The sequence below is a fragment of the Pseudomonas sp. J380 genome, from assembly GCF_009827115.1.
Taxonomy (GTDB): Bacteria; Pseudomonadota; Gammaproteobacteria; order Pseudomonadales; family Pseudomonadaceae; genus Aquipseudomonas; species Aquipseudomonas paracarnis.
The window spans coordinates 1,990,246-2,010,993 of record NZ_CP043060.1 but is presented as its reverse complement, the minus strand read 5'-3'; the positions used below and the strand labels follow the sequence as shown (position 1 = coordinate 2,010,993).

General features: G+C 62.7%; 22 protein-coding genes. 13 read left to right on the top strand and 9 right to left on the bottom strand.

Annotated features, from left to right (window positions below; all coding sequences use genetic code 11):
• Positions 1 to 3: 3 nt before the first annotated feature.
• Positions 4 to 606, bottom strand: coding sequence for a molybdenum cofactor guanylyltransferase MobA (mobA, locus tag FXO12_RS08900; protein WP_057976736.1), 603 nt, complete (start codon positions 604 to 606; stop codon positions 4 to 6).
• Positions 607 to 682: 76 nt separating this feature from the next.
• Here mobA and moaB point away from each other — a divergent pair, with 76 nt between their 5' ends.
• Together moaB and glp are read left to right on the top strand one after the other, a co-directional pair.
• Positions 683 to 1,222 (top strand): molybdenum cofactor biosynthesis protein B, encoded by a 540-nt coding sequence (gene moaB, locus FXO12_RS08895; RefSeq protein ID WP_057976686.1) that lies wholly within the window; start codon positions 683 to 685, stop codon positions 1,220 to 1,222.
• Positions 1,206 to 2,432 carry a gephyrin-like molybdotransferase Glp gene (gene glp / locus FXO12_RS08890; protein ID WP_057976687.1) on the top strand — a complete coding sequence of 409 codons (1,227 nt, stop codon included), beginning with the start codon at positions 1,206 to 1,208 and terminating at the stop codon, positions 2,430 to 2,432. The genes moaB and glp overlap by 17 nt, the downstream gene beginning before the upstream one ends.
• Positions 2,433 to 2,747: 315 nt before the next feature.
• On the opposite strand, the gene FXO12_RS08885 is transcribed toward glp, so the two are convergent.
• Positions 2,748 to 3,077: an EscU/YscU/HrcU family type III secretion system export apparatus switch protein gene (locus FXO12_RS08885; protein WP_034127170.1), complete on the bottom strand. Its 330-nt coding sequence runs from the start codon at positions 3,075 to 3,077 to the stop codon at positions 2,748 to 2,750.
• On the bottom strand, positions 3,074 to 4,651 hold the full coding sequence (locus FXO12_RS08880) for a flagellar hook-length control protein FliK (RefSeq protein ID WP_057976689.1): 1,578 nt from the start codon (positions 4,649 to 4,651) through the stop codon (positions 3,074 to 3,076). Before FXO12_RS08880 ends, FXO12_RS08885 begins: the two co-directional genes overlap by 4 nt.
• 200 nt (positions 4,652 to 4,851) lie before the next feature.
• Between FXO12_RS08880 and ccmA the strand changes: the two genes are divergently transcribed.
• The 11 genes from ccmA (at position 4,852) to phnN (ending at position 13,237) form a co-directional block, all read left to right on the top strand.
• Positions 4,852 to 5,487, top strand: a complete 636-nt coding sequence (gene ccmA / locus FXO12_RS08875) for a cytochrome c biogenesis heme-transporting ATPase CcmA (RefSeq protein WP_057976690.1) — start codon at positions 4,852 to 4,854, stop codon at positions 5,485 to 5,487.
• On the top strand, positions 5,484 to 6,152 hold the full coding sequence (gene ccmB, locus FXO12_RS08870; RefSeq protein ID WP_014717701.1) for a heme exporter protein CcmB: 669 nt from the start codon (positions 5,484 to 5,486) through the stop codon (positions 6,150 to 6,152). The genes ccmA and ccmB overlap by 4 nt, the downstream gene beginning before the upstream one ends.
• Before the next feature lie 87 nt (positions 6,153 to 6,239).
• On the top strand, positions 6,240 to 6,995 hold the full coding sequence (locus FXO12_RS08865; RefSeq protein WP_054899080.1) for a heme ABC transporter permease: 756 nt from the start codon (positions 6,240 to 6,242) through the stop codon (positions 6,993 to 6,995).
• The gene (ccmD, locus tag FXO12_RS08860) at positions 6,992 to 7,168 is read left to right on the top strand and encodes a heme exporter protein CcmD (protein ID WP_034127174.1); all 177 of its coding nucleotides are present in this window, start codon (positions 6,992 to 6,994) and stop codon (positions 7,166 to 7,168) included. The genes FXO12_RS08865 and ccmD overlap by 4 nt, the downstream gene beginning before the upstream one ends.
• Positions 7,165 to 7,623, top strand: coding sequence for a cytochrome c maturation protein CcmE (gene ccmE, locus FXO12_RS08855; protein WP_014717703.1), 459 nt, complete (start codon positions 7,165 to 7,167; stop codon positions 7,621 to 7,623). The genes ccmD and ccmE overlap by 4 nt, the downstream gene beginning before the upstream one ends.
• A gap of 3 nt (positions 7,624 to 7,626) precedes the next feature.
• Entirely contained in the window at positions 7,627 to 9,615 is a 1,989-nt protein-coding gene (locus FXO12_RS08850; protein ID WP_057976693.1) for a heme lyase CcmF/NrfE family subunit, read from the top strand.
• Positions 9,612 to 10,148 carry a DsbE family thiol:disulfide interchange protein gene (locus tag FXO12_RS08845; RefSeq protein ID WP_057976695.1) on the top strand — a complete coding sequence of 179 codons (537 nt, stop codon included), beginning with the start codon at positions 9,612 to 9,614 and terminating at the stop codon, positions 10,146 to 10,148. The genes FXO12_RS08850 and FXO12_RS08845 overlap by 4 nt, the downstream gene beginning before the upstream one ends.
• Entirely contained in the window at positions 10,145 to 10,618 is a 474-nt protein-coding gene (locus FXO12_RS08840; RefSeq protein WP_020301388.1) for a cytochrome c-type biogenesis protein, read from the top strand. The genes FXO12_RS08845 and FXO12_RS08840 overlap by 4 nt, the downstream gene beginning before the upstream one ends.
• Entirely contained in the window at positions 10,611 to 11,801 is a 1,191-nt protein-coding gene (ccmI, locus tag FXO12_RS08835; RefSeq protein WP_054920117.1) for a c-type cytochrome biogenesis protein CcmI, read from the top strand. Before FXO12_RS08840 ends, ccmI begins: the two co-directional genes overlap by 8 nt.
• Before the next feature lie 16 nt (positions 11,802 to 11,817).
• Positions 11,818 to 12,225, top strand: coding sequence for a hypothetical protein (locus FXO12_RS08830; RefSeq protein WP_057976697.1), 408 nt, complete (start codon positions 11,818 to 11,820; stop codon positions 12,223 to 12,225).
• A 439-nt stretch (positions 12,226 to 12,664) separates the two neighbouring features.
• Complete coding sequence (gene phnN, locus FXO12_RS08825; protein ID WP_057976699.1) at positions 12,665 to 13,237, top strand: phosphonate metabolism protein/1,5-bisphosphokinase (PRPP-forming) PhnN; 573 nt, start codon at positions 12,665 to 12,667, stop codon at positions 13,235 to 13,237.
• Positions 13,238 to 13,526: 289 nt separating this feature from the next.
• On the opposite strand, the gene FXO12_RS08820 is transcribed toward phnN, so the two are convergent.
• The 6 genes from FXO12_RS08820 to FXO12_RS08795 all read right to left on the bottom strand — a co-directional run bounded on the left by FXO12_RS08820 (position 13,527) and on the right by FXO12_RS08795 (position 20,630).
• Positions 13,527 to 14,732, bottom strand: a complete 1,206-nt coding sequence (locus FXO12_RS08820; RefSeq protein ID WP_034127181.1) for an MFS transporter — start codon at positions 14,730 to 14,732, stop codon at positions 13,527 to 13,529.
• Between the two features lie 251 nt (positions 14,733 to 14,983).
• Positions 14,984 to 15,988 (bottom strand): sulfate ABC transporter substrate-binding protein, encoded by a 1,005-nt coding sequence (locus FXO12_RS08815; protein WP_160049603.1) that lies wholly within the window; start codon positions 15,986 to 15,988, stop codon positions 14,984 to 14,986.
• Positions 15,989 to 16,081: 93 nt separating this feature from the next.
• Positions 16,082 to 16,906, bottom strand: coding sequence for an ion transporter (locus FXO12_RS08810; RefSeq protein WP_014717713.1), 825 nt, complete (start codon positions 16,904 to 16,906; stop codon positions 16,082 to 16,084).
• Between the two features lie 31 nt (positions 16,907 to 16,937).
• Positions 16,938 to 17,813 (bottom strand): urea transporter, encoded by an 876-nt coding sequence (locus FXO12_RS08805; protein ID WP_054920108.1) that lies wholly within the window; start codon positions 17,811 to 17,813, stop codon positions 16,938 to 16,940.
• Between the two features lie 131 nt (positions 17,814 to 17,944).
• Complete coding sequence (pyk, locus tag FXO12_RS08800; protein WP_034127184.1) at positions 17,945 to 19,360, bottom strand: pyruvate kinase; 1,416 nt, start codon at positions 19,358 to 19,360, stop codon at positions 17,945 to 17,947.
• Complete coding sequence (locus FXO12_RS08795; protein ID WP_057976701.1) at positions 19,350 to 20,630, bottom strand: glycerate kinase; 1,281 nt, start codon at positions 20,628 to 20,630, stop codon at positions 19,350 to 19,352. Before FXO12_RS08795 ends, pyk begins: the two co-directional genes overlap by 11 nt.
• Positions 20,631 to 20,748: the final 118 nt, after the last annotated feature.

Here is a 20,748-nt window from a genome sequence, read left to right as displayed (position 1 = left end):
GGTTCATTCTGACATGCCAGCCCCGGGGTGCAACAGCTCGGGCGTATTAAGATTGGCCAGGCGCGGGTCATCGGCCGGACATTCCAGCGCCACGGCACCCAGTTGCAGCCACAGCTTGCGCGGGCTGCGCTCCCCCGCTTGCCACGCCTGTTCCACCTGGTTTTTCAGGCGAGTGGGGATGACGCACAGCAAGGGTTCCCAGAAGTCACCCTGGCGCACCATCACCGGTAGCTGCCGATTGCGTCGTGCGGTCGCACGCAGGTCGGCGAGCAGTCGCGCATCGATCTGCGGCACATCGCAAGGCAATATCAGCAGATGCTCATGGCGTGCGGCGAAGAGTCCTGCACGGATACCTGCCAGCGGGCCGGGGAAGCCCGGGTTGTCATCGCTCACCTGTTGGTCGGCATAGAGCGCGTAGCGTTCATGGTTGCGGTTGCACGAGATGATCAGGTCATCGGTGAGCGGCCGGGCCAACTGGTGCAGGTGGGCGATCAAGGGCTGGCCTTGCCATTCCAGCAGCCCTTTGTCCTGCCCGCCCATGCGTTGGCCGCGACCACCGGCCAGCAACAGGATCGAACACGGCAGGGAAGAAAATTCAAACGTCATGGTGGTTGCGCTGCGGCAGGGAAACAGGGGCCTGTGATATAACATCGGGCTGTTCCTTCGACAACCGGACCGTGCCATGAAAGCCAAGGCCGATGCGCCCTTTGTACCCCTGAATATTGCTGTATTGACGGTCAGCGACACCCGCACCCTGGAGACCGACACCTCCGGCCAGGTCTTCGTCGATCGTCTTGCCGCCGCCGGCCACCGCCTGGCCGAGCGCGTGCTGCTCAAGGACGACCTTTACAAGATTCGCGCCCAGGTGGCCCACTGGATCGCCGAAGACGTGGTGCAGGTGGTGCTGATTACCGGCGGCACCGGCTTCACCGGTCGCGACAGTACCCCTGAAGCGGTGAGCTGCCTGCTCGACAAGCAGGTCGATGGTTTTGGCGAGCTGTTCCGCCAGATCTCCGTGGCCGATATCGGCACCTCCACCGTGCAATCGCGCGCCTTGGCGGGGTTGGCCAATGGCACTCTTGTGTGCTGCCTGCCAGGGTCCACCAATGCCGTGCGCACCGGTTGGGACGGCATCCTCGCCGAGCAGTTGGATAACCGTCACCGCCCGTGCAACTTCGTCCCGCATCTGAAGCAGGCCGAACCTTGTGAATCCCGTGGATAAGCCCGGCAAGACCGGCGCCCTGATGCCGGTGGAAGCAGCCCTGCAGCGTTTGCTCGACATGGCCGCCGCCGCGCCGATCCGCGAGCAGGAAGTACTGCCTCTGGCTGAGTGTGATGGCCGGGTATTGGCCCTGGACCTGATCTCCACACTCGACCTGCCACCGTGGCCCAACAGTGCCATGGACGGCTACGCCGTGCGCCTGGCGGACTGGACCGGCGAGCCCTTGGTGGTGAGCCAGCGGATTTTCGCCGGCACTGCCCCTGAACCCTTGGCGGCCGGCACCTGTGCACGCATCTTTACCGGCGCGCCGGTGCCCCAAGGCGCTGACTGCGTGCAGATGCAGGAAAACGCCGTGGTGCATACCGACCAGCGCGTGAGTTTCACCGAGCCATTGCAGATGGGCGACAACATCCGGCCTCAGGGCCAAGAGACCACGGTCGGTGAGACCGTACTCAGTGCCGGCACCCGCCTGGGCCCTATCGAACTCGGTTTGGCCGCGTCTCTTGGACGTGATCGACTCGAGGTGGTGCGGCGCGTACGCGTGGCCGTGTTGTCGACCGGCGACGAACTGATCGAGCCAGGGTTGCCGCTCGGCCCTGGGCAGATCTACAACAGCAACCGCCGCGTGCTGTGCAGTTGGCTGGTGCGCATGGGCTGCGAAGTGATCGATGCCGGGATCCTTCCGGATGACCTGGAACAGACCCGCGCGCGCCTGGCGGGGCTGGGCAGCGTAGACCTGATCCTCTCGACCGGCGGTGTGTCGGTGGGCGAAGCGGACTTCCTCGGCATTGCCTTGCGGGAAGAGGGTGAGCTGGCGCTGTGGAAGCTGGCGATCAAACCGGGCAAGCCGCTGACCTTCGGGCATTTTCGTGGCGTGCCGGTGATCGGCCTGCCGGGAAACCCGGCCTCGACCCTGGTGACTTTTGCGCTGCTGGCGCGCCCGTATCTGCTGCGCCGTCAAGGGGTGCAGGAGGTGCAGCCGCTGCGCTTCGAAGTGCCGGCAGGGTTCGTCTGGCCCAAGCCCGGCAACCGCCGCGAGTACCTGCGCGGGCGGATCGAACAGGGCAAGGCGATCATCTACCGCAACCAAAGCTCCGGGGTGCTGCGCAGTGCGGCGTGGGCTGAAGGCTTTGTGGAGGTGCTGGAAGGGACCACGCTGGCCATCGGCGACCGGGTCAACTTCATTCCTTTGAGCGAAGTCCTTAACTGACCGCGCGCTAAAAATGTGGGAGCTGGTTGGCCTGCGATAGCCATAGGTATTTACACAACCTCTGAACGACGCAAAACCTGTGGCGAGGGAGCTCGCTACCGTGACGACCGACCAGCCGACGCTTATTTACCTGCCGCCCCGCGCTCCCACATTTGGATCGTGGTGCGTCAGGGAGATTTGCGTCGGTTGGTAGGCCGTCACGGGAGCAAGCTCCCTCGCCACAGATCCAGCGTCGCGCCGAAGTTGTGTAGGTACCGATGGCTATCGCAGCCAAGCCGGCTCCCACATTTGGATGTGTATGTGCCCTATGAGCAATCAGTAATCGTCACCCTGCTCAGTGACATCCCGCTCCACCGGCCCCGCCTCCGGGTCGTAGCCGGCCGGGAACTTGCCCTTCAACGTCCAGGCAAACGCAATGATCTCGGCAATCGTGCGGTACAACTCTTCCGGAATGCTGTCCCCCAGTTCCATGCGCGCCAGCAGCTTCACCAACTCGGCGTTTTCATAGATCGGTACTTCATTCTCCCGTGCCAGCTTGAGGATGGCTTCGGCCAGGGCATCATCGCCTTTGGCTGTCAGGGTAGGGGCCTGTTGGCCGTCGTACTTGAGGGCGATGGCCTGGCGGGGCGGGTCGGCGTTTTTCATGCGGTTTCGTCCACCCAGCGTTGCTCCAGTCCGGTTTTTGGCCCGCGTGGCGGGGTGCCCAGATGGCAATCCAGGTCGCCGACGTTGAGCCCGGATGAGACCAGGCGCTCACGCAGGCTGCCCAAGTGGCTTTCGATCAGGCTGGCCGTGAAAGGGCGGCTGGCCCATAGCTGGCTGGACAGTTTGCCCTGGGACAGCTGCGCCTGAACTTGCAACGGCCCCAGCGGCTCCATGTCAAAGGCCAGTTCGACGCGCCAAAGCATTTGTTTCGGGTCTTTTTTATCCTTGCGCTCGGGCTGGTCCTTGTCTGGCGCGGGCTCCTCGCGTTGGAACTTGACCTGCAACGGCACGATGTCTTGCAGGGTGCGCATGGGAATCTCCAACTGCCAGGTCGTTTGCAGGCGTCCGTCGGCGGTGGTGCCGGTCTGTTCCAGGCTCGACAGTTGATGGCTCTGCAAGCGCGAGATCGCCCCGGCGGCCAGGCGTAGCAGGTTTTCCAGGTCGCCTTCACCTTCCAGTTTTGCCATCAGTCTTTCGGGCAGCGGGAAGCCGGCGGGTATCTGCCGGGCGCCGACCTGGCCGAGGGTGTTCAGCGGGCTGCGCACAAAGTGCGGCAACACCTGGGCCAGGGTATTGGCGGCGAGGATCGCATTCAGGTTGGTGCTGGCGGGCAGGGCGGGCAGCAGGTCTGCGACCAGGCGTAACAGCGCGCCTTTCATGTCCAACGGTGGGATTTGCGGGTTCTGGCCGGCGAGCAGTTTGGCTTCCAGAAAGGCGCCGCTGTTCTGCACTACCTGGGCCAGCACCTTGGGATTGCTGACCTGTGCCAGATCGGGCAAGGCCGCCAACAATCGCTCGGCGGCGGCCCGCAGTTCGGCCGATGTGCTGTCGCCACGGGGCAGGTTTTGCAAGGCGGTGAACACCGCATCCAGCGAGCCTTGGCGACTTTGCTGAATGGCAAGTTGCTGCGTCACGGCCAGTTGGTCCTTCAGGCCGCTTAGCGGTACGAATTTCAGGGTCTGCGCGTTCTGCACCACGGCGCTGAGCAAGCTGCCCACCCTCAGCGGCTGAGGGCTTTCCAGGGTCAGGGTGGCACCGGCCAGGGCGTTATTGAGCACACTCACCAGCGAGCGATAGATCGCCGGTTGCGCCGTGCCCTGGGGCAGCATCTGCGTGGTCAGCACCTTGGCTTGCAACAACGTACCTACCTGCATTTGGTTAGTGTCGAGGCGGGTGAGGGCGGCCACGTTGGCACTCATGGCTTGCTGCAAGGTAAGGGCCAGGTTGCCCGCAGGCGTCTGGCTCACCGCCACATTGCTGCCCAGGGGCAAGGGCTGGGAGCTGCTGGCCTGCACCAGCGTCTGGCGACCGCCGGCGAGGGTCAGTTTGAGCAATAACTGAAAGGCCTCGCCGCCTTGTTTAAGCGCGATGACCTCAGCGTTCACGGTTTTCCCCGGGTCGATCAACCCGGCCTGCGGCTCCAGCAGTTTGAGCAATGCGCCGGCCCCAGGCAGCGGAGTGGGCCCGGGTGCGGAGGTTGGCGGCAGTGGAGGAAGGTTGATCTCGCCGGTCATCGTGCGCATCGTCTCTGGGGAAATTGCCCTCTTTAGAGTAGGGCATCGCATGTATAATGCCGCCCGTCTGCAAAGAGAGCGGTAAAAACCTCACAACTATTTGATCCAGCTCTCTAAAATCGGTCGCCAAAGCCGTTATTGTGCATCTCTCTATAACGGCCGCTGCACCGCCGACTTGAACCGTAAAGGCCCGCGATCTTTTGACCAGCCCTCTTCTTGAAGCCGTAGCGCTTGCCTGTGAACGCGACCTGCGCCTGCTGTTCGAGCAACTCGACCTGCGGCTGACGGGTGGGGACATGGTGCAAATCAGTGGCCCCAATGGCAGCGGCAAGACCAGCCTGCTGCGCCTGCTGGCCGGGCTGATGCAGCCGACGGCCGGCGTGGTGCATCTCAACGGCAAGCCCTTGAACGAACAGCGTAGCGAGCTGGCGCGCAACCTGATCTGGATCGGCCACGCCGCCGGCATCAAAGACGTACTCACTGCTGAAGAAAACCTCAGTTGGCTCAGCGCCCTGCATCATCCTGCTTCCCGTGACGCCATCTGGCAGGCCCTGGCCGCGGTGGGCCTCAAGGGCTTTGAGGACGTTCCCTGCCACACCCTGTCCGCCGGCCAGCAGCGCCGCGTGGCCTTGGCCCGCTTGTACTTGCCCAGCCCGCCGTTGTGGATTCTCGACGAACCTTTCACCGCCCTCGACAAACAAGGCGTGGTTCAACTCGAAGCACACCTGGCCCAGCACTGCGAGCAAGGCGGCCTGGTGGTGCTCACCACCCACCACACCTTGGCGCGTATGCCTGCTGGCTACCGTGAGCTGGACCTGGGGCGGTGGTCGCTATGAGTGTGTTCGCCCTGTTGGTCGCCCGCGAAGCCCGGCTGTTGTGCCGTCGCCCCGCCGAACTGGCCAACCCGCTGGTGTTCTTTGCCATCGTGATCGCGCTGTTCCCGCTGGCGGTTGGTCCGGAGACTAAACTGTTGCAAACCTTGTCCCCAGGACTGGTGTGGGTCGCCGCGCTTTTATCGGTTCTGCTCTCGCTGGACGGGCTGTTTCGCAGTGATTTCGAGGACGGTTCCCTGGAGCAGTGGGTCCTTTCGTCGCACCCGTTGCCACTTCTGGTACTGGCCAAGGTGCTGGCACACTGGGTTTTTTCCGGCTTGGCGCTAGTCTTGCTCTCGCCACTGCTTGCCATGATGCTTGGGTTGCCCGTTGAATGCCTGCCGGTGCTGCTCCTGTCTTTGTTACTCGGCACGCCGGTGCTCAGCCTGTTGGGGGCGGTGGGCGCAGCGTTGACGGTCGGCTTGAAGCGTGGCGGGCTGTTGCTGGCCCTGTTGATTCTGCCTTTGTATATCCCGGTGTTGATCCTGGGCAGTGGCGCGTTGCAAGCCGCGCTCATGGGTATGCCGGCGACCGGTTACCTCTTGTGGCTGGGTAGCCTGACCGCCCTGGCGGTAACCCTGACACCTTTTGCTATAGCCGCCGGCCTGAAAATCAGCGTCGGTGAATAATGAGGTCTGACCCGGCGTCAATGACGCTGAGTCAGTAAAGACCCTGAGCTTTTCGCCACGACGAAAAGCACCGTGATGGAAACAGCAATGAACTGGACCTGGTTTCACAAGCTCGGCTCGCCCAAATGGTTTTATGGCATCAGTGGCAAGCTGCTGCCGTGGTTGAGTATCGCCGCCATCCTGCTGATCGGCACTGGCCTGGTCTGGGGCCTGGCCTTTGCGCCGCCGGACTATCAGCAAGGCAACAGCTTTCGCATCATCTATATCCACGTACCTGCCGCGATGCTGGCCCAGTCCTGCTATGTGATGCTGGCGGTGTGTGGCATCGTCGGCCTGGTATGGAAGATGAAGCTGGCCGACGTGGCCCTGCAATGCGCCGCGCCGATCGGTGCATGGATGACCGCCGTGGCACTGGTGACCGGTGCGATCTGGGGCAAACCGACCTGGGGCTCGTGGTGGGTGTGGGATGCGCGCCTGACCTCGATGCTGATCCTGCTGTTCCTGTATTTCGGCCTGATTGCCCTGGGCAACGCCATCAGCAACCGTGACAGCGCCGCCAAGGCTTGCGCGGTGCTGGCGATTGTCGGCGTGATCAACATCCCGATCATCAAGTACTCGGTGGAGTGGTGGAACACCCTGCACCAGGGCGCCACCTTCACCCTCACCGAAAAACCGGCGATGCCCGTGGAGATGTGGGCGCCGTTGCTGTTGATGGTGCTGGGCTTCTACTGTTTCTTCGGCGCCGTATTGCTGCTGCGCATGCGCCTTGAAGTGCTCAAGCGTGAAGCCCGTACCAGTTGGGTGAAAGCCGAAGTGCAAAATTGCCTGGGAGCACGCGGATGAGTTTTGCTTCTTTCAGCGATTTTCTCGCCATGGGCCACCACGCCCTGTATGTCTGGACGGCCTATGGCATCTGCCTGGCGGTGCTGGCCCTCAACGTCGCCGCGCCGATCCTGGCCCGCAAGCGTTACCTGCAACAAGAGGCGCGACGTCTGCGCCGGGAGACCGAAAAGTGAATCCGCTGCGTAGAAAGCGTCTGTTGATCATCCTTGCCATCCTGGCCGGCGTCGGCATTGCCGTGACCCTGGCCCTGAGCGCCCTGCAGCAGAACATCAACCTGTTCTACACGCCCACCCAGATCGCCAATGGCGAGGCACCGGTCGATACGCGCATCCGCGCTGGCGGCATGGTAGAGCAGGGCTCGTTGAAGCGTTCCGGCGATTCGTTGGACGTGACCTTCGTCGTCACCGATTTCAACAAGGCCGTGACCATCACCTATCGCGGCATCCTCCCGGACCTGTTCCGGGAAGGCCAGGGCATTGTCGCCCTGGGCAAGCTCAACGCCGATGGCGTGGTAGTGGCTGACGAAGTGCTGGCCAAGCACGATGAAAAATACATGCCGCCCGAGGTCACCAAAGCCTTGAAAGACAGCGGCCAAACCGCTCCCGCCACCCCAGTCAAGGAGGGCTGAGCCATGACGTTCGCACTGTTTATTCCGGAGCTGGGCCAGTTGGCGATGATCCTCGCGCTGTGCTTTGCCGTGGTCCAGGCCGTGGTGCCCTTGCTTGGTGCCTGGCGCGGCGACCGCCTGTGGATGAGCCTGGCGCAGCCGGCCGCCTGGGGCCAGTTTGCCTTCTTGCTGTTCGCCTTTGGGTGCCTGACCTACGCCTTCATGACCGACGATTTTTCGGTCGCCTACGTTGCCAACAACTCCAACAGCGCTTTGCCCTGGTACTACAAGTTCAGCGCCGTGTGGGGTGCCCACGAAGGTTCATTGCTGTTGTGGGCCTTGATCCTCGGCGGCTGGACCTTCGCCGTCTCGGTGTTCTCGCGCCAATTGCCGCAAGTGATGCTGGCGCGGGTGCTGGCGGTGATGGGCATGATCAGCATCGGCTTCCTGCTGTTCCTGATCATGACCTCCAACCCGTTCACCCGCATCCTGCCGCAGATCCCGGTGGACGGTCACGACCTCAACCCGTTGCTGCAGGATATCGGCCTGATCGTGCACCCGCCGATGCTCTACATGGGTTATGTGGGGTTCTCCGTGGCCTTCGCGTTTGCCATCGCCGCCTTGCTCGGCGGTCGTCTCGACGCCGCCTGGGCGCGCTGGTCACGGCCATGGACCATCGTTGCCTGGGCCTTCCTCGGTATCGGTATCACCCTGGGCTCATGGTGGGCCTACTACGAACTCGGCTGGGGCGGCTGGTGGTTCTGGGACCCAGTGGAAAACGCCTCCTTCATGCCGTGGCTGGTGGGTACCGCGCTGATTCACTCCCTGGCCGTCACCGAAAAACGTGGCGTGTTCAAGAGCTGGACGGTACTGCTCGCCATCGCGGCGTTTTCCCTCAGCCTGCTCGGCACTTTCCTGGTGCGCTCGGGCGTGCTGACCTCGGTGCATGCGTTTGCCTCAGACCCTGAGCGCGGCGTGTTCATCCTGATCTTCCTGCTGTTTGTCGTCGGCGGCTCGCTCACCTTGTTTGCCCTGCGCGCGCCGGTGGTCAAGAGCCAGGTCGGTTTCAACCTGTGGTCGCGGGAAACCCTGTTGTTGGGCAACAACCTGGTGCTGGTGGTAGCCGCGTCGATGATCCTGCTCGGCACCCTCTACCCGCTGGTGCTGGACGCCTTGAGCGGCGCCAAGCTGTCCGTGGGGCCGCCGTACTTCAATGCGTTGTTCATCCCGCTGATGGGCCTGTTGATGGTGGTGATGGCGGTCGGCGTGCTGGTGCGCTGGAAAGACACCCCGGTGAAATGGCTGGCGGGCATGCTGATGCCGGTGCTGCTCGGCAGCGTGGCCCTGGCGGTGATCGCCGGGTTTGCCTACGGCGACTTCAATTGGGCGGTACTCGCGACGTTCCTGCTGGCAGCCTGGGTGTTGCTCGCGGGGGCGCGGGACATCGTCGACAAAACGCGCCACAAGGGTTTGCTCAAGGGCCTGCCCACCCTGACCCGCAGCTATTGGGGCATGCAGATCGCCCACATTGGTATCGCGGTGTGCGCCCTTGGGGTAGTGCTGTCCAGCCAGAACAGCGCCGAGCGCGACCTGCGCCTGGCGCCGGGCGAGTCCATGGACCTGGCCGGTTACCACTTCATCTTCGAAGGTGCCAAGCACTTCGAAGGGCCGAACTTCACCTCCGACAAAGGCACGGTGCGCGTAGTGCGCAATGGCAAGGAAATCGCCGTGCTGCACCCGGAGAAACGCCTGTACACCGTGCAGAGTTCGATGATGACCGAGGCTGGCATCGACGCCGGTTTCACCCGTGACCTGTATGTGGCCCTCGGTGAACCCTTGGGCGACGGGGCCTGGGCCGTGCGCGTGCATGTCAAACCCTTCGTGCGCTGGATCTGGTTCGGCGGTTTGCTCACCGGGTTCGGCGGGTTGCTCGCAGCGCTGGACCGGCGCTATCGGGTCAAGGTCAAGAGCCGGGTGCGTGAAGCGCTTGGCCTTTCGGGAGCTGCGGTATGAAGCGTTGGTTGATGGTTGTGCCGCTGGCGTTGTTCCTGCTGGTGGCGGTGTTCCTGTATCGCGGGTTGTACCTGGACCCTGCCGAGCTGCCTTCGGCGATGATTGGCAAGCCGTTCCCCGCCTTCAACCTGCCAACGGTGCAGGGTGACAAGACCCTGACCCAGGCAGACTTGCAGGGCAAGCCGGCGCTGGTCAACGTGTGGGCCACCTGGTGCATCTCTTGCCGCGTCGAACACCCGGTGTTGAACAAGCTGGCCGAGAAGGGTGTGGTGATCTACGGCATCAACTACAAGGACGACAATGCGTCGGCCTTGAAGTGGTTGGCGGAATTTCATAACCCGTACCAGCTGGATATCCGCGACGAAGACGGCAACCTGGGATTGAACCTGGGTGTGTACGGCGCGCCGGAAACTTTCTTCATCGACGCCAAAGGTGTGATCCGCGACAAGTACGTCGGCGTGATCGACGAAACGGTGTGGCGTGAGCAACTGGCCGCCAAGTACCAGGCCCTGGTCGATGAGGCCAAGCCATGAAGCGTTGGTTGACCGCTGCCGTTTTAGCCCTGGGCCTGGCCGGCGTGGCCCACGCCGCCATCGACACCTATGAATTCGCCAACGACGCGCAGCGTGAGCGTTTCCGCGACCTGACCAAGGAACTGCGCTGCCCCAAATGCCAGAATCAGGACATCGCCGACTCCAACGCCCCGATCGCCACCGACCTGCGCAGAGAGATTTTCCGCATGCTGGGGGAGGGCAAGGACGACCAGCAGATCATCGACTTCATGGTCGACCGCTACGGTGATTTCGTACGCTACAAACCGGCACTCACCGGCAAGACCGCGCTGCTGTGGTTTGGCCCGGCCGGGCTGCTGCTGGCCGGTGTGGTGGTGATGGCCGTGATCGTGCGTCGGCGCCGTGTCGCACCGATTGATGGCGCCGATGCGCTGTCCCCTGAAGAGCGTAAACGCCTCGACCAATTGCTGGACACCAAGACTGATGATTGATTTCTGGCTCGCAGCCGGTTTGCTGCTACTGATTGCCCTGAGTTTCCTGTTGATCCCTGTGTTGCGTGGCCGTCGTGCCCAGCGTGAAGAGGATCGCACCGCGTTGAACGTGGCGCTGTACCAGGAACGCGTCGCCGAGCTGCAAGCGCAGCAGGACGAAGGTGTGTTGAATACCGCGCAACTTGATACCGGCCGCGCCGAAGCGGCCCGCGAGTTGCTGGCCGACACCGAAGGTGTGGAAAAACCCCGCGAATCGCGGTTAGGCAAACCGCTGCCGTTTTTGGCGGCGTTTCTGGTGCCTGTGCTGGGCGTGGCGCTGTACCTGCATTATGGCGCGAGCGACAAGGTTGAACTGACCCGTGAGTTTTCCCAACCGCCGGTGTCCATGGCCGACATGACCCGTCGCCTGGAACGCGCCGCCGCTGCACAACCGGATTCGGCAGAAGGTTTGTACTTCCTTGGGCGCGCCTATATGGCCCAGGACCGTGCCGGCGATGCCGCCAAAGTCTTTGAACGTACGGTTGCGTTGGCCGGGCGCCAACCGGAACTGCTCGGGCAATGGGCCCAGGCGCAGTACTTTGCTGACAACAAACAATGGTCGCCTCAGGTTCAGGCGCTGACCGACGAAGCCTTGAAGCTCGATCCCAAGGAAGTCACCAGTCTTGGCCTGTTGGGTATCGCTGCCTTTGAGGGCCAGCGTTATCAGGAAGCCATCGACTACTGGAACCGCCTGCTCGCGCAACTGCCGCCAGAAGACAATTCCCGTGTCGCCCTGCAAGGCGGCATTGATCGCGCGGCAGAGAAGCTCAAGGAGAGCGGTGGCAGCGTCGCCCAGGCGCCCAAGGCGCTACTGACCGTGCGGGTGGACTTATCTGCCGAAGTGAAGGCCAACGTCCTGCCAGGCGACAGCGTGTTCATCTTTGCCCGCGCCGTAAACGGCCCCCCGGCGCCCTTGGCTGCCAAGCGTGTGACCGTCGACGCATTGCCGGTCACCGTCGAACTGGGCGATGCCGACGCGATGATGCCGCAGTTGAAACTGTCCAACTTCCCCGAAGTCCAACTGGTTGCGCGCATATCCCGGGCCGGCCAACCGACCACTGGCGAATGGATCGGCCGCAGCCAACCGTTGGCCAGCAGCACCACTGCGTTGCAGCAACTGACCATCGACACTCCGGACCAGTAATTCTGAGGACACTCCCATGACCGCATTTGCACGCATCACCTTGCTCAGCCTGGTACTCGGCCTGAGCGCCTGTGCGGTCCACCGCCCACCTCCGGCGCCGACCGGCCCGACTATTCCACCGTCTGGCCCCTCGACCCAGCCGAGCACCAAGCCCAGCACCAAACCTTCCGGCCCGGTGACGCCACCGGCCAAACCGCTGCCAAGCAAGTCGCCGACCTTTGCTCCACCGCCGGGCGCCGCCAGCCACTGGGACGGCAAGATGCAGGTGTACGTGCTCGACGATCAGCCTGATACCTTCTACCGCCAGCGCACTTACTACCGTTGGAGCAACGGCTGGAGCCGCTCCATCAGCCCCAACGGGCCATGGGAAGAGACCAACGTGCAAGGCGTGCCGCCGGGGTTGAGCAAGCAATACGCGCAATGACAAAAGGCGGCCTGAGGGTTAATGCCAGTCAGTTAAGACAGAATCGGTAACTGTGGCGAGGGAGCTTGCTCCCGCTGGGGCGCGAAGCGGCCCCAAAAATGGGACTGCTACGCAGTCCAGCGGGAGCAAGCTCCCTCGCCACAAGTCACTGGTTGTCTGCTCTAGCTCTTAACTGACTGGCATTAGGCCTGAGGGTCGCCTTTTTCATGGCTTTCAAACGCACTGTGTAGATCACGGTAGGGCCAAGCAATTAAAGCCCGACGCATGCGCCGAATGCGCAGTGCGCTGTAGTGATGTGGCTATCGCTGGCCTGGCGTGGGAAGGATTGCTAGGTATACTTTCCTGCGGCTACTACGACGCGGCTCCCCGGGTGCAAACCAGGCGCCGCGCAGTGGTCCCGGGGATGTACCGGTGTGGGGACAAGCGAAGAGGGTTTTTAATGGCAGGCAGGTTGATCTATCTCATCGGGCCATCGGGTTCGGGCAAAGACAGTCTGCTGGATGCCGCACGCCCACGTCTGGTTGAGCGTGGGTGCCGCATGGTGCGACGGGTGATCACTCGGTCCGCGGAGGCGGTGGGCGAAGCGGCGCAAGGTGTGAGCCCCGAGCAGTTTGCGGCCATGGAGGCCGAGGGCGCATTTGCCTTGAGCTGGCAGGCTAATGGCTTGTCCTACGGCATCCCCAGGGAAATCGACGATTGGCTGGCCGCGGGGGACGACGTTCTGGTCAACGGTTCCCGTGCGCACCTGGCGCAAACCCGTGAGCGTTATCCGACCTTGCTGGTATTGCTGCTGACGGTGGACCAAGCGGTGCTGCGCCAGCGTCTGATTGCGCGTGGACGGGAGTCATTGGCGGATATCGAGGAGCGCCTCGCGCGCAATGCGCGGTTCACTGCCGAATTGATTGCCGGTCATGGCGCGGGGTTGTTCGTATTGGATAATTCCGGCCCGTTGGCGCATACCGTCGAACGCTTGCTGTGTTGCCTGGAGCACGGGCACAGCGTGAACACCTGACCCAGTAGTGCATGGGTAATGCCAGCGCTCAGATAAAACCCGGAGACGGAGCTCATATTCTCAATACGCACCCATGCCGACTTGTTGGTGGACTTCAATACGGAGAAGACAAGATCGACCTGTCGCAAATGGCACGCGACGGCAAGGTAGCGCTGAACTTCGTTGAGCACTATACAGGGGCGGCAGGGGCGCGATTGTTTGACGCAATGCGGGGCGGGACTTACTCAATGATTGATTAAGTCCCGCCCCTTTGTGCGTTGTGAAAAGTATTTATGAGCCGAAGGCCCCGTCAGGACGCTTGGGCAGTGGCCAACGCGGCTTTACGTGACGCACTCAGGAAGCGCAACAAGGCCACCAGCGCAAATGCGCTGCCCACCAGCATGACGGCCAACCAGCCGCCATGTTCATACACGCTGCTGGCAATCGCCGAACCGAACGCACCGCCGATAAAAATGCTGGTCATGTACAGCGCGTTCAGGCGGCTACGGCTGTTGGCATCGAGGGCGTAGATGGCGCGCTGGCCGAGGACCATATTCATCTGCACGCAGAAGTCCAGAACCACACCGGTGACTGCCAGGCCGATCACGCTGTAGAGCGGGTGTACCAACGCCGGCAGGAAACTCAGCGCGCCAAACAGCATCGCCAGCAACGAGGCGCGGTGGGTATGGCCGGCATCGGCCAGGCGACCGGCCATGGGCGCGGCGATGGCGCCAAGGGCACCGACCAGGGCAAACAGTGCGATCTCGCTTTGGCTCAGGCCGTGGTTACGCGCCAGTTCCAGTGGTACGGCAGTCCAGAACAGGCTGAAGGCGGCGAACATGCAACCCTGGTAGAACGCCCGCTGGCGCAACAGCGGTTGCTCACGCAACAGGGTGCCCAGGGAGCGCAGCAACTGGCCGTAGCTGGCACTGTGATCGGGCTGGCGCTTGGGGATTGTCAGCATCAGCACCACGCTGATAAACGCCATCAGTGCGGCGGCCGCCATGAACATCGCACGCCAACCGAAGTGGTCGGCCACCACGCTCGACACCGGCCGTGCCAGCAGGATGCCCAGCAGCAGGCCGCCCATGATGCTGCCGACCACCCGGCCCCGGGATTCGGCCGGCGCCAGGTGTGCGGCCAGCGGAATCAGGATCTGCACCGAGACGGAACTGAAACCGATCAGCAGCGACACCAGCAAGAACAGGTTCGGCTGTTCGATAAACGCCGCACCCAACAGGCTGGCGATCGCCACGACGGTGGTGGCGATCATCAGCTTGCGGTTTTCCAGCAGGTCGCCCAGAGGCACCAGGAAAAACAGGCCCAGGGCATAGCCGATTTGCGTGAGGGACACGATCAGGCTGGCCATTGCCGGCGTCAGGCCAATGTCTGGGGCAATCAGCTCGATGATCGGTTGCGCGTAGTAGATGTTGGCGACGATGGCGCCGCAGCAAAACGCGAACAGCATGACCATGCCCCGGGTCATGGTGCCTGCAGCGTGAGAGGTTGCGTTCATGGTGTACTCATAAAGGCGAAGGACGATGGCGTGAGAGAGTAAAGACAAGGCTCTCAAGTGAGTAGGCTGCTTGTGGTGATATCACTTATGCCGGCTGATGATACATTCAGACACATCTGCCCTACGCAAAAAAGTGGGAGCTGGCTTGCCTGCGATGGCGGTGCACCAGTCACCAGAAATATGACTGATAGATCGCTTTCGCAGGCAAGCCAGCTCCCACAGGTTTGACCGAGTTGATTCAGTCAGATGGGTTATTGGCCAGAGTAGATCTGGTCAAACACCCCGCCATCATTGAAATGGGTCTTTTGCACTGTGCGCCAGTCGCCGAAGGTCTTCTCCACCGACAGGAAGTCCACCTTGGGGAACCGGTCGGTGTACTTTGCCAGCACCTTCGGGTCCCGTGGGCGCAGGTAGTTGTTGGCCGCAATTTCCTGGCCTTCGGGCGACCACAGATACTTGAGGTAGTCCTCGGCCACGGCACGGCTGCCTTTTTTCTCGACCACTTTATCCACCACCGACACCGGCGGTTCGGCTTCGGCGGAAACGCTTGGATAGACCACTTCGAACTGATCACGGCCAAACTCGCGGGCGATCATTTCTGCTTCGTTTTCAAAGGTCACCAGCACGTCGCCAATCTGGTTGGTCATGAAGGTGGTGGTGGTGGCGGCGCGGCCACCGGTGTCCAGCACTGGCGCTTGCTTGAACAACTTGCCAACGAAGGTCTTGGCCTTTTCTTCATCGCCGCCGTTCTTCAGCACGTAACCCCAGGCCGACAGATAGGTGTAGCGGCCGTTACCCGAGGTCTTAGGGTTGGGCACGATTACCTGCACGCCGTCCTTGAGCAGGTCGGGCCAGTCTTTCAACGCCTTGGGGTTACCTTTGCGCACAATAAACACCGTGGCTGAGGTGAATGGCGCACTGTTGTTCGGCAGGCGCGTCACCCAGTTGTCCGGCACCAGCTTGCCGTTATCGACCAGGGCATTGATATCGGTAGCCATGTTCATGGTGATCACGTCGGCGGGCAGGCCGTCGATCACTGAGCGTGCCTGTTTGCTGGAGCCGCCGAAGGACATCTGCAGCGTCAGCTTGTCGTCCGGATGCTCGGCTGCCCAGTGCTTCTGGAAAGCGGCGTTGTAGTCCTTGTAGAAGTCGCGCATCACGTCGTAGGAGACGTTGAGCAGGGTGGTCGCTGCCTGGGCGGAGCCCGCCAAGGCCAGGCCGGCGGCCAGTAGAGAGGCGCTGAGGATTTTTTTCACTGCTCATTCCTTGTTGTTCGAGAAGAGGGAGGCAATTTGCCAGCGACTATAGCCGGGCCTGCATAGAGCTTTAAAGATTAAAACGAACTTTGCTTATTCCAGTTTGCGAAACAGATTGCTGCCACAGCGCGCGCAAAACGCGGCGTTGGGTTCATGGCTGTCCTTCTTGCACACTGGGCAGTCGGTATGCAGCTGTTCGCCGCGCATGGCACTGGCCAGTTCAGCGGTAAAAATACCCGTCGGCACGGCGATGATCGAGTAACCGGTGATCATCACCAGCGAAGAAATCACCTGGCCCAGGGGCGTCTTGGGCACGATATCGCCGAAGCCCACGGTGGTCAGGGTGACGATCGCCCAGTAGATGCCCTTGGGAATACTGGTAAAGCCATGTTCCGGGCCTTCGATCACGTACATCAAGGTGCCGAACACCGTCACCAGGGTGCACACGCTGACCAGGAACACCACGATCTTCTGCTTGCTGCCGCGCAGCGCCGCCATCAGGTAGTTGGCCTGCTTGAGATACGGGCTGAGCTTGAGCACGCGGAAGATGCGCAGCATCCGGATGATGCGGATGATCAGCAGATACTGGGCGTCGCTGTAGTACAGCGCGAGGATGCCGGGGACGATGGCGAGCAGGTCCACCAAGCCATAAAAGCTGAAGGCATAGCGCAGCGGCTTGGGCGAGCAATACAGGCGCAGGCCGTACTCGATGGCGAAGATCAGCGTGAAGCCCCACTCGATATAGGCCAGCACGTCGGCGTAGTTCTGATGGATTGTGTCGATGCTGTCGAGCATCACGATCACCAGGCTGGCGAGGATGATCAGCAGCAGGATGCCGTCAAAGCGCCGCCCGGCGACGGTGTCGCTTTGGAACACCATGATGTAGAGGCGCTGGCGCCAGTCGTTGTTGCTGTCCATAAACCCTGCCTGAAACGAATATCGAGCAAGCCTAGGGCGATTCGAACGGGCTGTCCATGTGAGGCTTGTGCAGCATTCGCTGACCGGCGCGCACCAGCCAGCACGCGAGAATAAATGGCGCGGTCAGCGCGGGCAGGTGCAGGCCGCAAAAGCCAGGGGTGAGCAGGATGGCCAGGCCGATACCCAGCAGTGGCAACCAAGGCTGGCGACGCGACGAGCACAGGGCCAGCGCGGCCAGCGCGGGGTTATAGCTATGCAGGCCGAGCAGGGCGCCAGTGGGGTCGTTCAACCACAGGCCGGCCAGCATGCCGAGAGTGGCGCCGCCCAAGGCCCACGCGACGGCGCGACGGTCGGCCAGCAGCAAGCCCAGGGCGATCAGCACACCCGCCAGGGGCTGGTCCAGCAGCATGATTTGCCCAAGGCCGGTGAAGGGTGCGGCCAGTACAGCGACAGTGTCGGGCTCGCTCAGCGCAAGGGTGTTCTCCGGGGCCTGGCCGAGCAGCAACCAGCCCAGGCCAACAAAGGGCGCGGTGTACGCTGGCAAATCCAGGGGTTGGGTCGCGTGTTTCAACCAGTGCCGGGTGAGGATGGCACTCAAGCCGCCGCACGCCAGGATCAGCGGCGGCACCAGCGCCGACCAGGCAAAGTGCTGGCTGATCAACAGGCCCAGCAATACGCCGTTGTAGCTATACAGCCCGGCCTGGCGCTCGGCTTTGGGATACCCCCGGCGCTGGGCCGTGAGCAACCCTGCGACGCCCCCCAGCAAGGCACCGCCAAGCAAGGCCGGGGCACCGATCAGGATCGCCAGCAGGCACAGCAGGCCGCACAGCGGGTGGCGCTGCAGGAAGATTTGGCTGAAGCCGTTGAGCAGGGCTTCGGCCCAGTCGGGGCAGGTTGGGTTGTGCATTTGGGTTGAGTCAATAAGACCGAGTTGCCCTCATCGCAGGCAAGCCAGCTCCCACATTTGATTGATGTTCGACATGCAAACTCGATCAAATGTGGGAGCCGGGCTTGCCCGCGATGAGGCCCTGACAGGCGCTAAATCAGCGTCTCTATACGCAGCGAATTGGTGGACCCCGGCTGCCCGAACGGCACCCCTGCGGTAATCACCAAGGTATCGCCACGCTGCGCCATGCCCTGGGCCTGGGCAATTTCCAGTGCGGTGGAACACACCTCATCCACCTGGCGCAGCCGATCATTGACCACCGAGTGCACGCCCCACGCCACGCTCAGGCGCCGCGCCGTGGACAGGTTGGGTGTGAGGTTGAGGATCGGCGCCACGGGCCGCTCCCGCGCCGCGCGCAAGCTGGAACTGCCGGACTCGCTGTAGTTCACCAGCACCGCCACCGGCAGGATGCTGCTGATGCGGCGGATCGCGCAGCTGATGGCGTCCGACACCGTGGCATCTGCCTTGGGCCGGCTGACATCCAGCTGTGCCTGGTAGTCCGGGCCGTTTTCCACCTGGCGGATGATCTTGCTCATCATCTGCACCGCTTCCAGCGGGTACTCGCCCGAGGCGGTTTCGGCCGACAGCATCACCGCATCTGCACCTTCGGCCACCGCGTTGGCGACATCGGTGACTTCGGCGCGGGTGGGTGCCGGCGAGAAGCGCATGGATTCGAGCATCTGCGTGGCCACCACCACCGGCTTACCCAGTTGGCGGCAGGTGCTGATGATGTCTTTCTGGATCTGCGGCACGCTCTCGGCCGGCACTTCCACGCCCAGATCACCCCGGGCCACCATGATCGCGTCACTCAGTTCGGCGATTTCACGCAACCGTTGCACCGCCGAAGGCTTTTCGATCTTGGCCATCAAAAATGCTTTATCGCCGATCAGCTCGCGGGCTTCGCGGATGTCTTCCGGGCGCTGCACAAACGACAGCGCCACCCAGTCCACACCCAGCTCCAGGCCGAAGCTCAGGTCGCGGCGGTCCTTGGTGGTGAGTGGGCTCAGTTCCAACAGCGCTTGTGGGACGTTCACACCTTTGCGGTCAGACAGTTCGCCGCCATTGAGCACGGTGGTGTCGATGGCATCGGCATGCTTGGTGATTACGCGCAGGCGCAGCTTGCCGTCGTCGAGCAGCAGGTCCATACCCGGCTCCAGGGCCGCGATGATTTCCGGGTGGGGCAGGTTGACCCGGCGTTGGTCGCCCAGGGTTTCATCCAGGTCCAGGCGCAGGGCCTGGCCGCGTACGAGCTGCACCTTGCCCTCGGCAAAGCGTCCCACCCGCAGCTTCGGCCCTTGCAGGTCCATGAGGATGCCGAGCGGGTAGTTGAGCTGGCGCTCGACCTGGCGAATCCACTGGTAGCGCTGGGCATGGTCGGCGTGGTCACCGTGGCTGAAGTTGAGGCGGAAGATATTTACCCCGGCCTCCACCAGCTCGCGGATGTCATCGATACCGTCGGTGGCCGGGCCCAGAGTGGCGAGGATTTTGACCTTCTTGTCAGGCGTCATGGTTGGCAGTCTCAAGGATCAGGATGGCGCGGAAGTCGTTGACGTTGGTGCGCGTCGGCTCGGTGACGATCAAGTCGCCCAGGGCGGCGAAATAGCCGTAGCCGTTGTTGTTGTCCAGCTCATCACTGGCCGACAGGCCCAGGGCTTCGGCACGGTGGTAGCTGCAGGGGGTCATGATCGCGCCGGCGTTGTCTTCTGAACCGTCGATGCCATCGGTATCGCCGGCCAGGGCGTACACGCCGGGCAGGCCCTTGAGGCTGTCGGTGAGGCTCAAGAGGAATTCCGCATTGCGCCCGCCACGACCGTCGCCGCGCACAGTGACGGTGGTTTCGCCCCCCGACAGAATCACGCAAGGCGCCGCCAGTGGCTGGCCGTGCTGCACGATCTGCCGGGCGATGCCGGCGTGTACCTTGGCCACATCGCGGGCTTCGCCTTCCAGATCACCGAGGATCAGCGGGCTGAAACCGGCCTGGCGCACTTTGACCGCCACCGCTTCCAGGGATTGCTGCGGGCGGGCGATCAATTGGAAGTGGCTGCGGGCAAGCACCGGATCGCCGGGCTTGACGGTTTCCGAGGCCGGGTTCTGCAACCAACTGCGCACCGAAGCGGGGGTGTCGATGTGGTAACGCTTGAGGATCGCCAGGGCCTGTTGCGAGGTGCTAGGGTCACCGACGGTCGGGCCCGAGGCAATCACCGTGGCCTGGTCGCCCGGTACATCGGAGATCGCGTAGGTGTACACCGTGGCCGGCCACGCAGCCTTGGCCAACCGCCCGCCCTTGATGGCCGAGAGGTGCTTGCGCACGCAATTCATCTCGCCAATGGTGGCGCCGGATTTAAGCAGGGCTTTGTTGATGGCTTGTTTGTCCGCCAGGGTGATGCCCTCGGCGGGCAGGGCCAGTAATGCCGAGCCACCGCCGGAGAGCAGGAAGATCACACGGTCGTCTTCACTCAGATGGCTGATCAGTTCCAGCACGCGCTGGGCCACGGCCAGGCCGGCCGCATCCGGAACCGGGTGGGCGGCTTCGACCACTTCGATTTTTTTGCATGGCGCGCCATGGCCATAGCGCGTGACCACCAGGCCCGAGACTTCGCCCTGCCAACAATCTTCGACGACCAATGCCATGGCGGCCGCGGCTTTACCGGCGCCGATCACGATCACACGGCCACTGCGGTCGGCAGGCAGGTAGGGTTCAAGGACTTGCCGGGGGTGGGCGGCATCGATGGCTGTGGCAAACAGCTCGCGAAGCAGGTGTTGCGGATCGACCGACATAAGCGGGCTCCCGGGGGATTCTTGTTATTAGAGGTGCAGCGATCGTTCCCACGCTCTGCGTGAGAATGCAGTCCGGGACGCTCTGCGCCCAAAGCGTGACGCGGAGCGTCACAAGAGG

What these genes read in the sequence shown, in the direction of transcription:
- mobA (WP_057976736.1), bottom strand. Translation starts at nt 606, where the DNA reads ATGACGTTTGAATTTTCTTCCCTGCCGTGTTCGATCCTGTTGCTGGCC.
- moaB (WP_057976686.1), top strand. Translation starts at nt 683, where the DNA reads ATGAAAGCCAAGGCCGATGCGCCCTTTGTACCCCTGAATATTGCTGTA.
- FXO12_RS08885 (WP_034127170.1), bottom strand. Translation starts at nt 3,077, where the DNA reads ATGAAAAACGCCGACCCGCCCCGCCAGGCCATCGCCCTCAAGTACGAC.
- FXO12_RS08880 (WP_057976689.1), bottom strand. Translation starts at nt 4,651, where the DNA reads ATGACCGGCGAGATCAACCTTCCTCCACTGCCGCCAACCTCCGCACCC.
- ccmB (WP_014717701.1), top strand. Translation starts at nt 5,484, where the DNA reads ATGAGTGTGTTCGCCCTGTTGGTCGCCCGCGAAGCCCGGCTGTTGTGC.
- FXO12_RS08865 (WP_054899080.1), top strand. Translation starts at nt 6,240, where the DNA reads ATGAACTGGACCTGGTTTCACAAGCTCGGCTCGCCCAAATGGTTTTAT.
- ccmD (WP_034127174.1), top strand. Translation starts at nt 6,992, where the DNA reads ATGAGTTTTGCTTCTTTCAGCGATTTTCTCGCCATGGGCCACCACGCC.
- FXO12_RS08850 (WP_057976693.1), top strand. Translation starts at nt 7,627, where the DNA reads ATGACGTTCGCACTGTTTATTCCGGAGCTGGGCCAGTTGGCGATGATC.
- FXO12_RS08845 (WP_057976695.1), top strand. Translation starts at nt 9,612, where the DNA reads ATGAAGCGTTGGTTGATGGTTGTGCCGCTGGCGTTGTTCCTGCTGGTG.
- FXO12_RS08840 (WP_020301388.1), top strand. Translation starts at nt 10,145, where the DNA reads ATGAAGCGTTGGTTGACCGCTGCCGTTTTAGCCCTGGGCCTGGCCGGC.
- ccmI (WP_054920117.1), top strand. Translation starts at nt 10,611, where the DNA reads ATGATTGATTTCTGGCTCGCAGCCGGTTTGCTGCTACTGATTGCCCTG.
- FXO12_RS08830 (WP_057976697.1), top strand. Translation starts at nt 11,818, where the DNA reads ATGACCGCATTTGCACGCATCACCTTGCTCAGCCTGGTACTCGGCCTG.
- phnN (WP_057976699.1), top strand. Translation starts at nt 12,665, where the DNA reads ATGGCAGGCAGGTTGATCTATCTCATCGGGCCATCGGGTTCGGGCAAA.
- FXO12_RS08820 (WP_034127181.1), bottom strand. Translation starts at nt 14,732, where the DNA reads ATGAACGCAACCTCTCACGCTGCAGGCACCATGACCCGGGGCATGGTC.
- FXO12_RS08810 (WP_014717713.1), bottom strand. Translation starts at nt 16,906, where the DNA reads ATGGACAGCAACAACGACTGGCGCCAGCGCCTCTACATCATGGTGTTC.
- FXO12_RS08805 (WP_054920108.1), bottom strand. Translation starts at nt 17,813, where the DNA reads ATGCACAACCCAACCTGCCCCGACTGGGCCGAAGCCCTGCTCAACGGC.
- pyk (WP_034127184.1), bottom strand. Translation starts at nt 19,360, where the DNA reads ATGACGCCTGACAAGAAGGTCAAAATCCTCGCCACTCTGGGCCCGGCC.
- FXO12_RS08795 (WP_057976701.1), bottom strand. Translation starts at nt 20,630, where the DNA reads ATGTCGGTCGATCCGCAACACCTGCTTCGCGAGCTGTTTGCCACAGCC.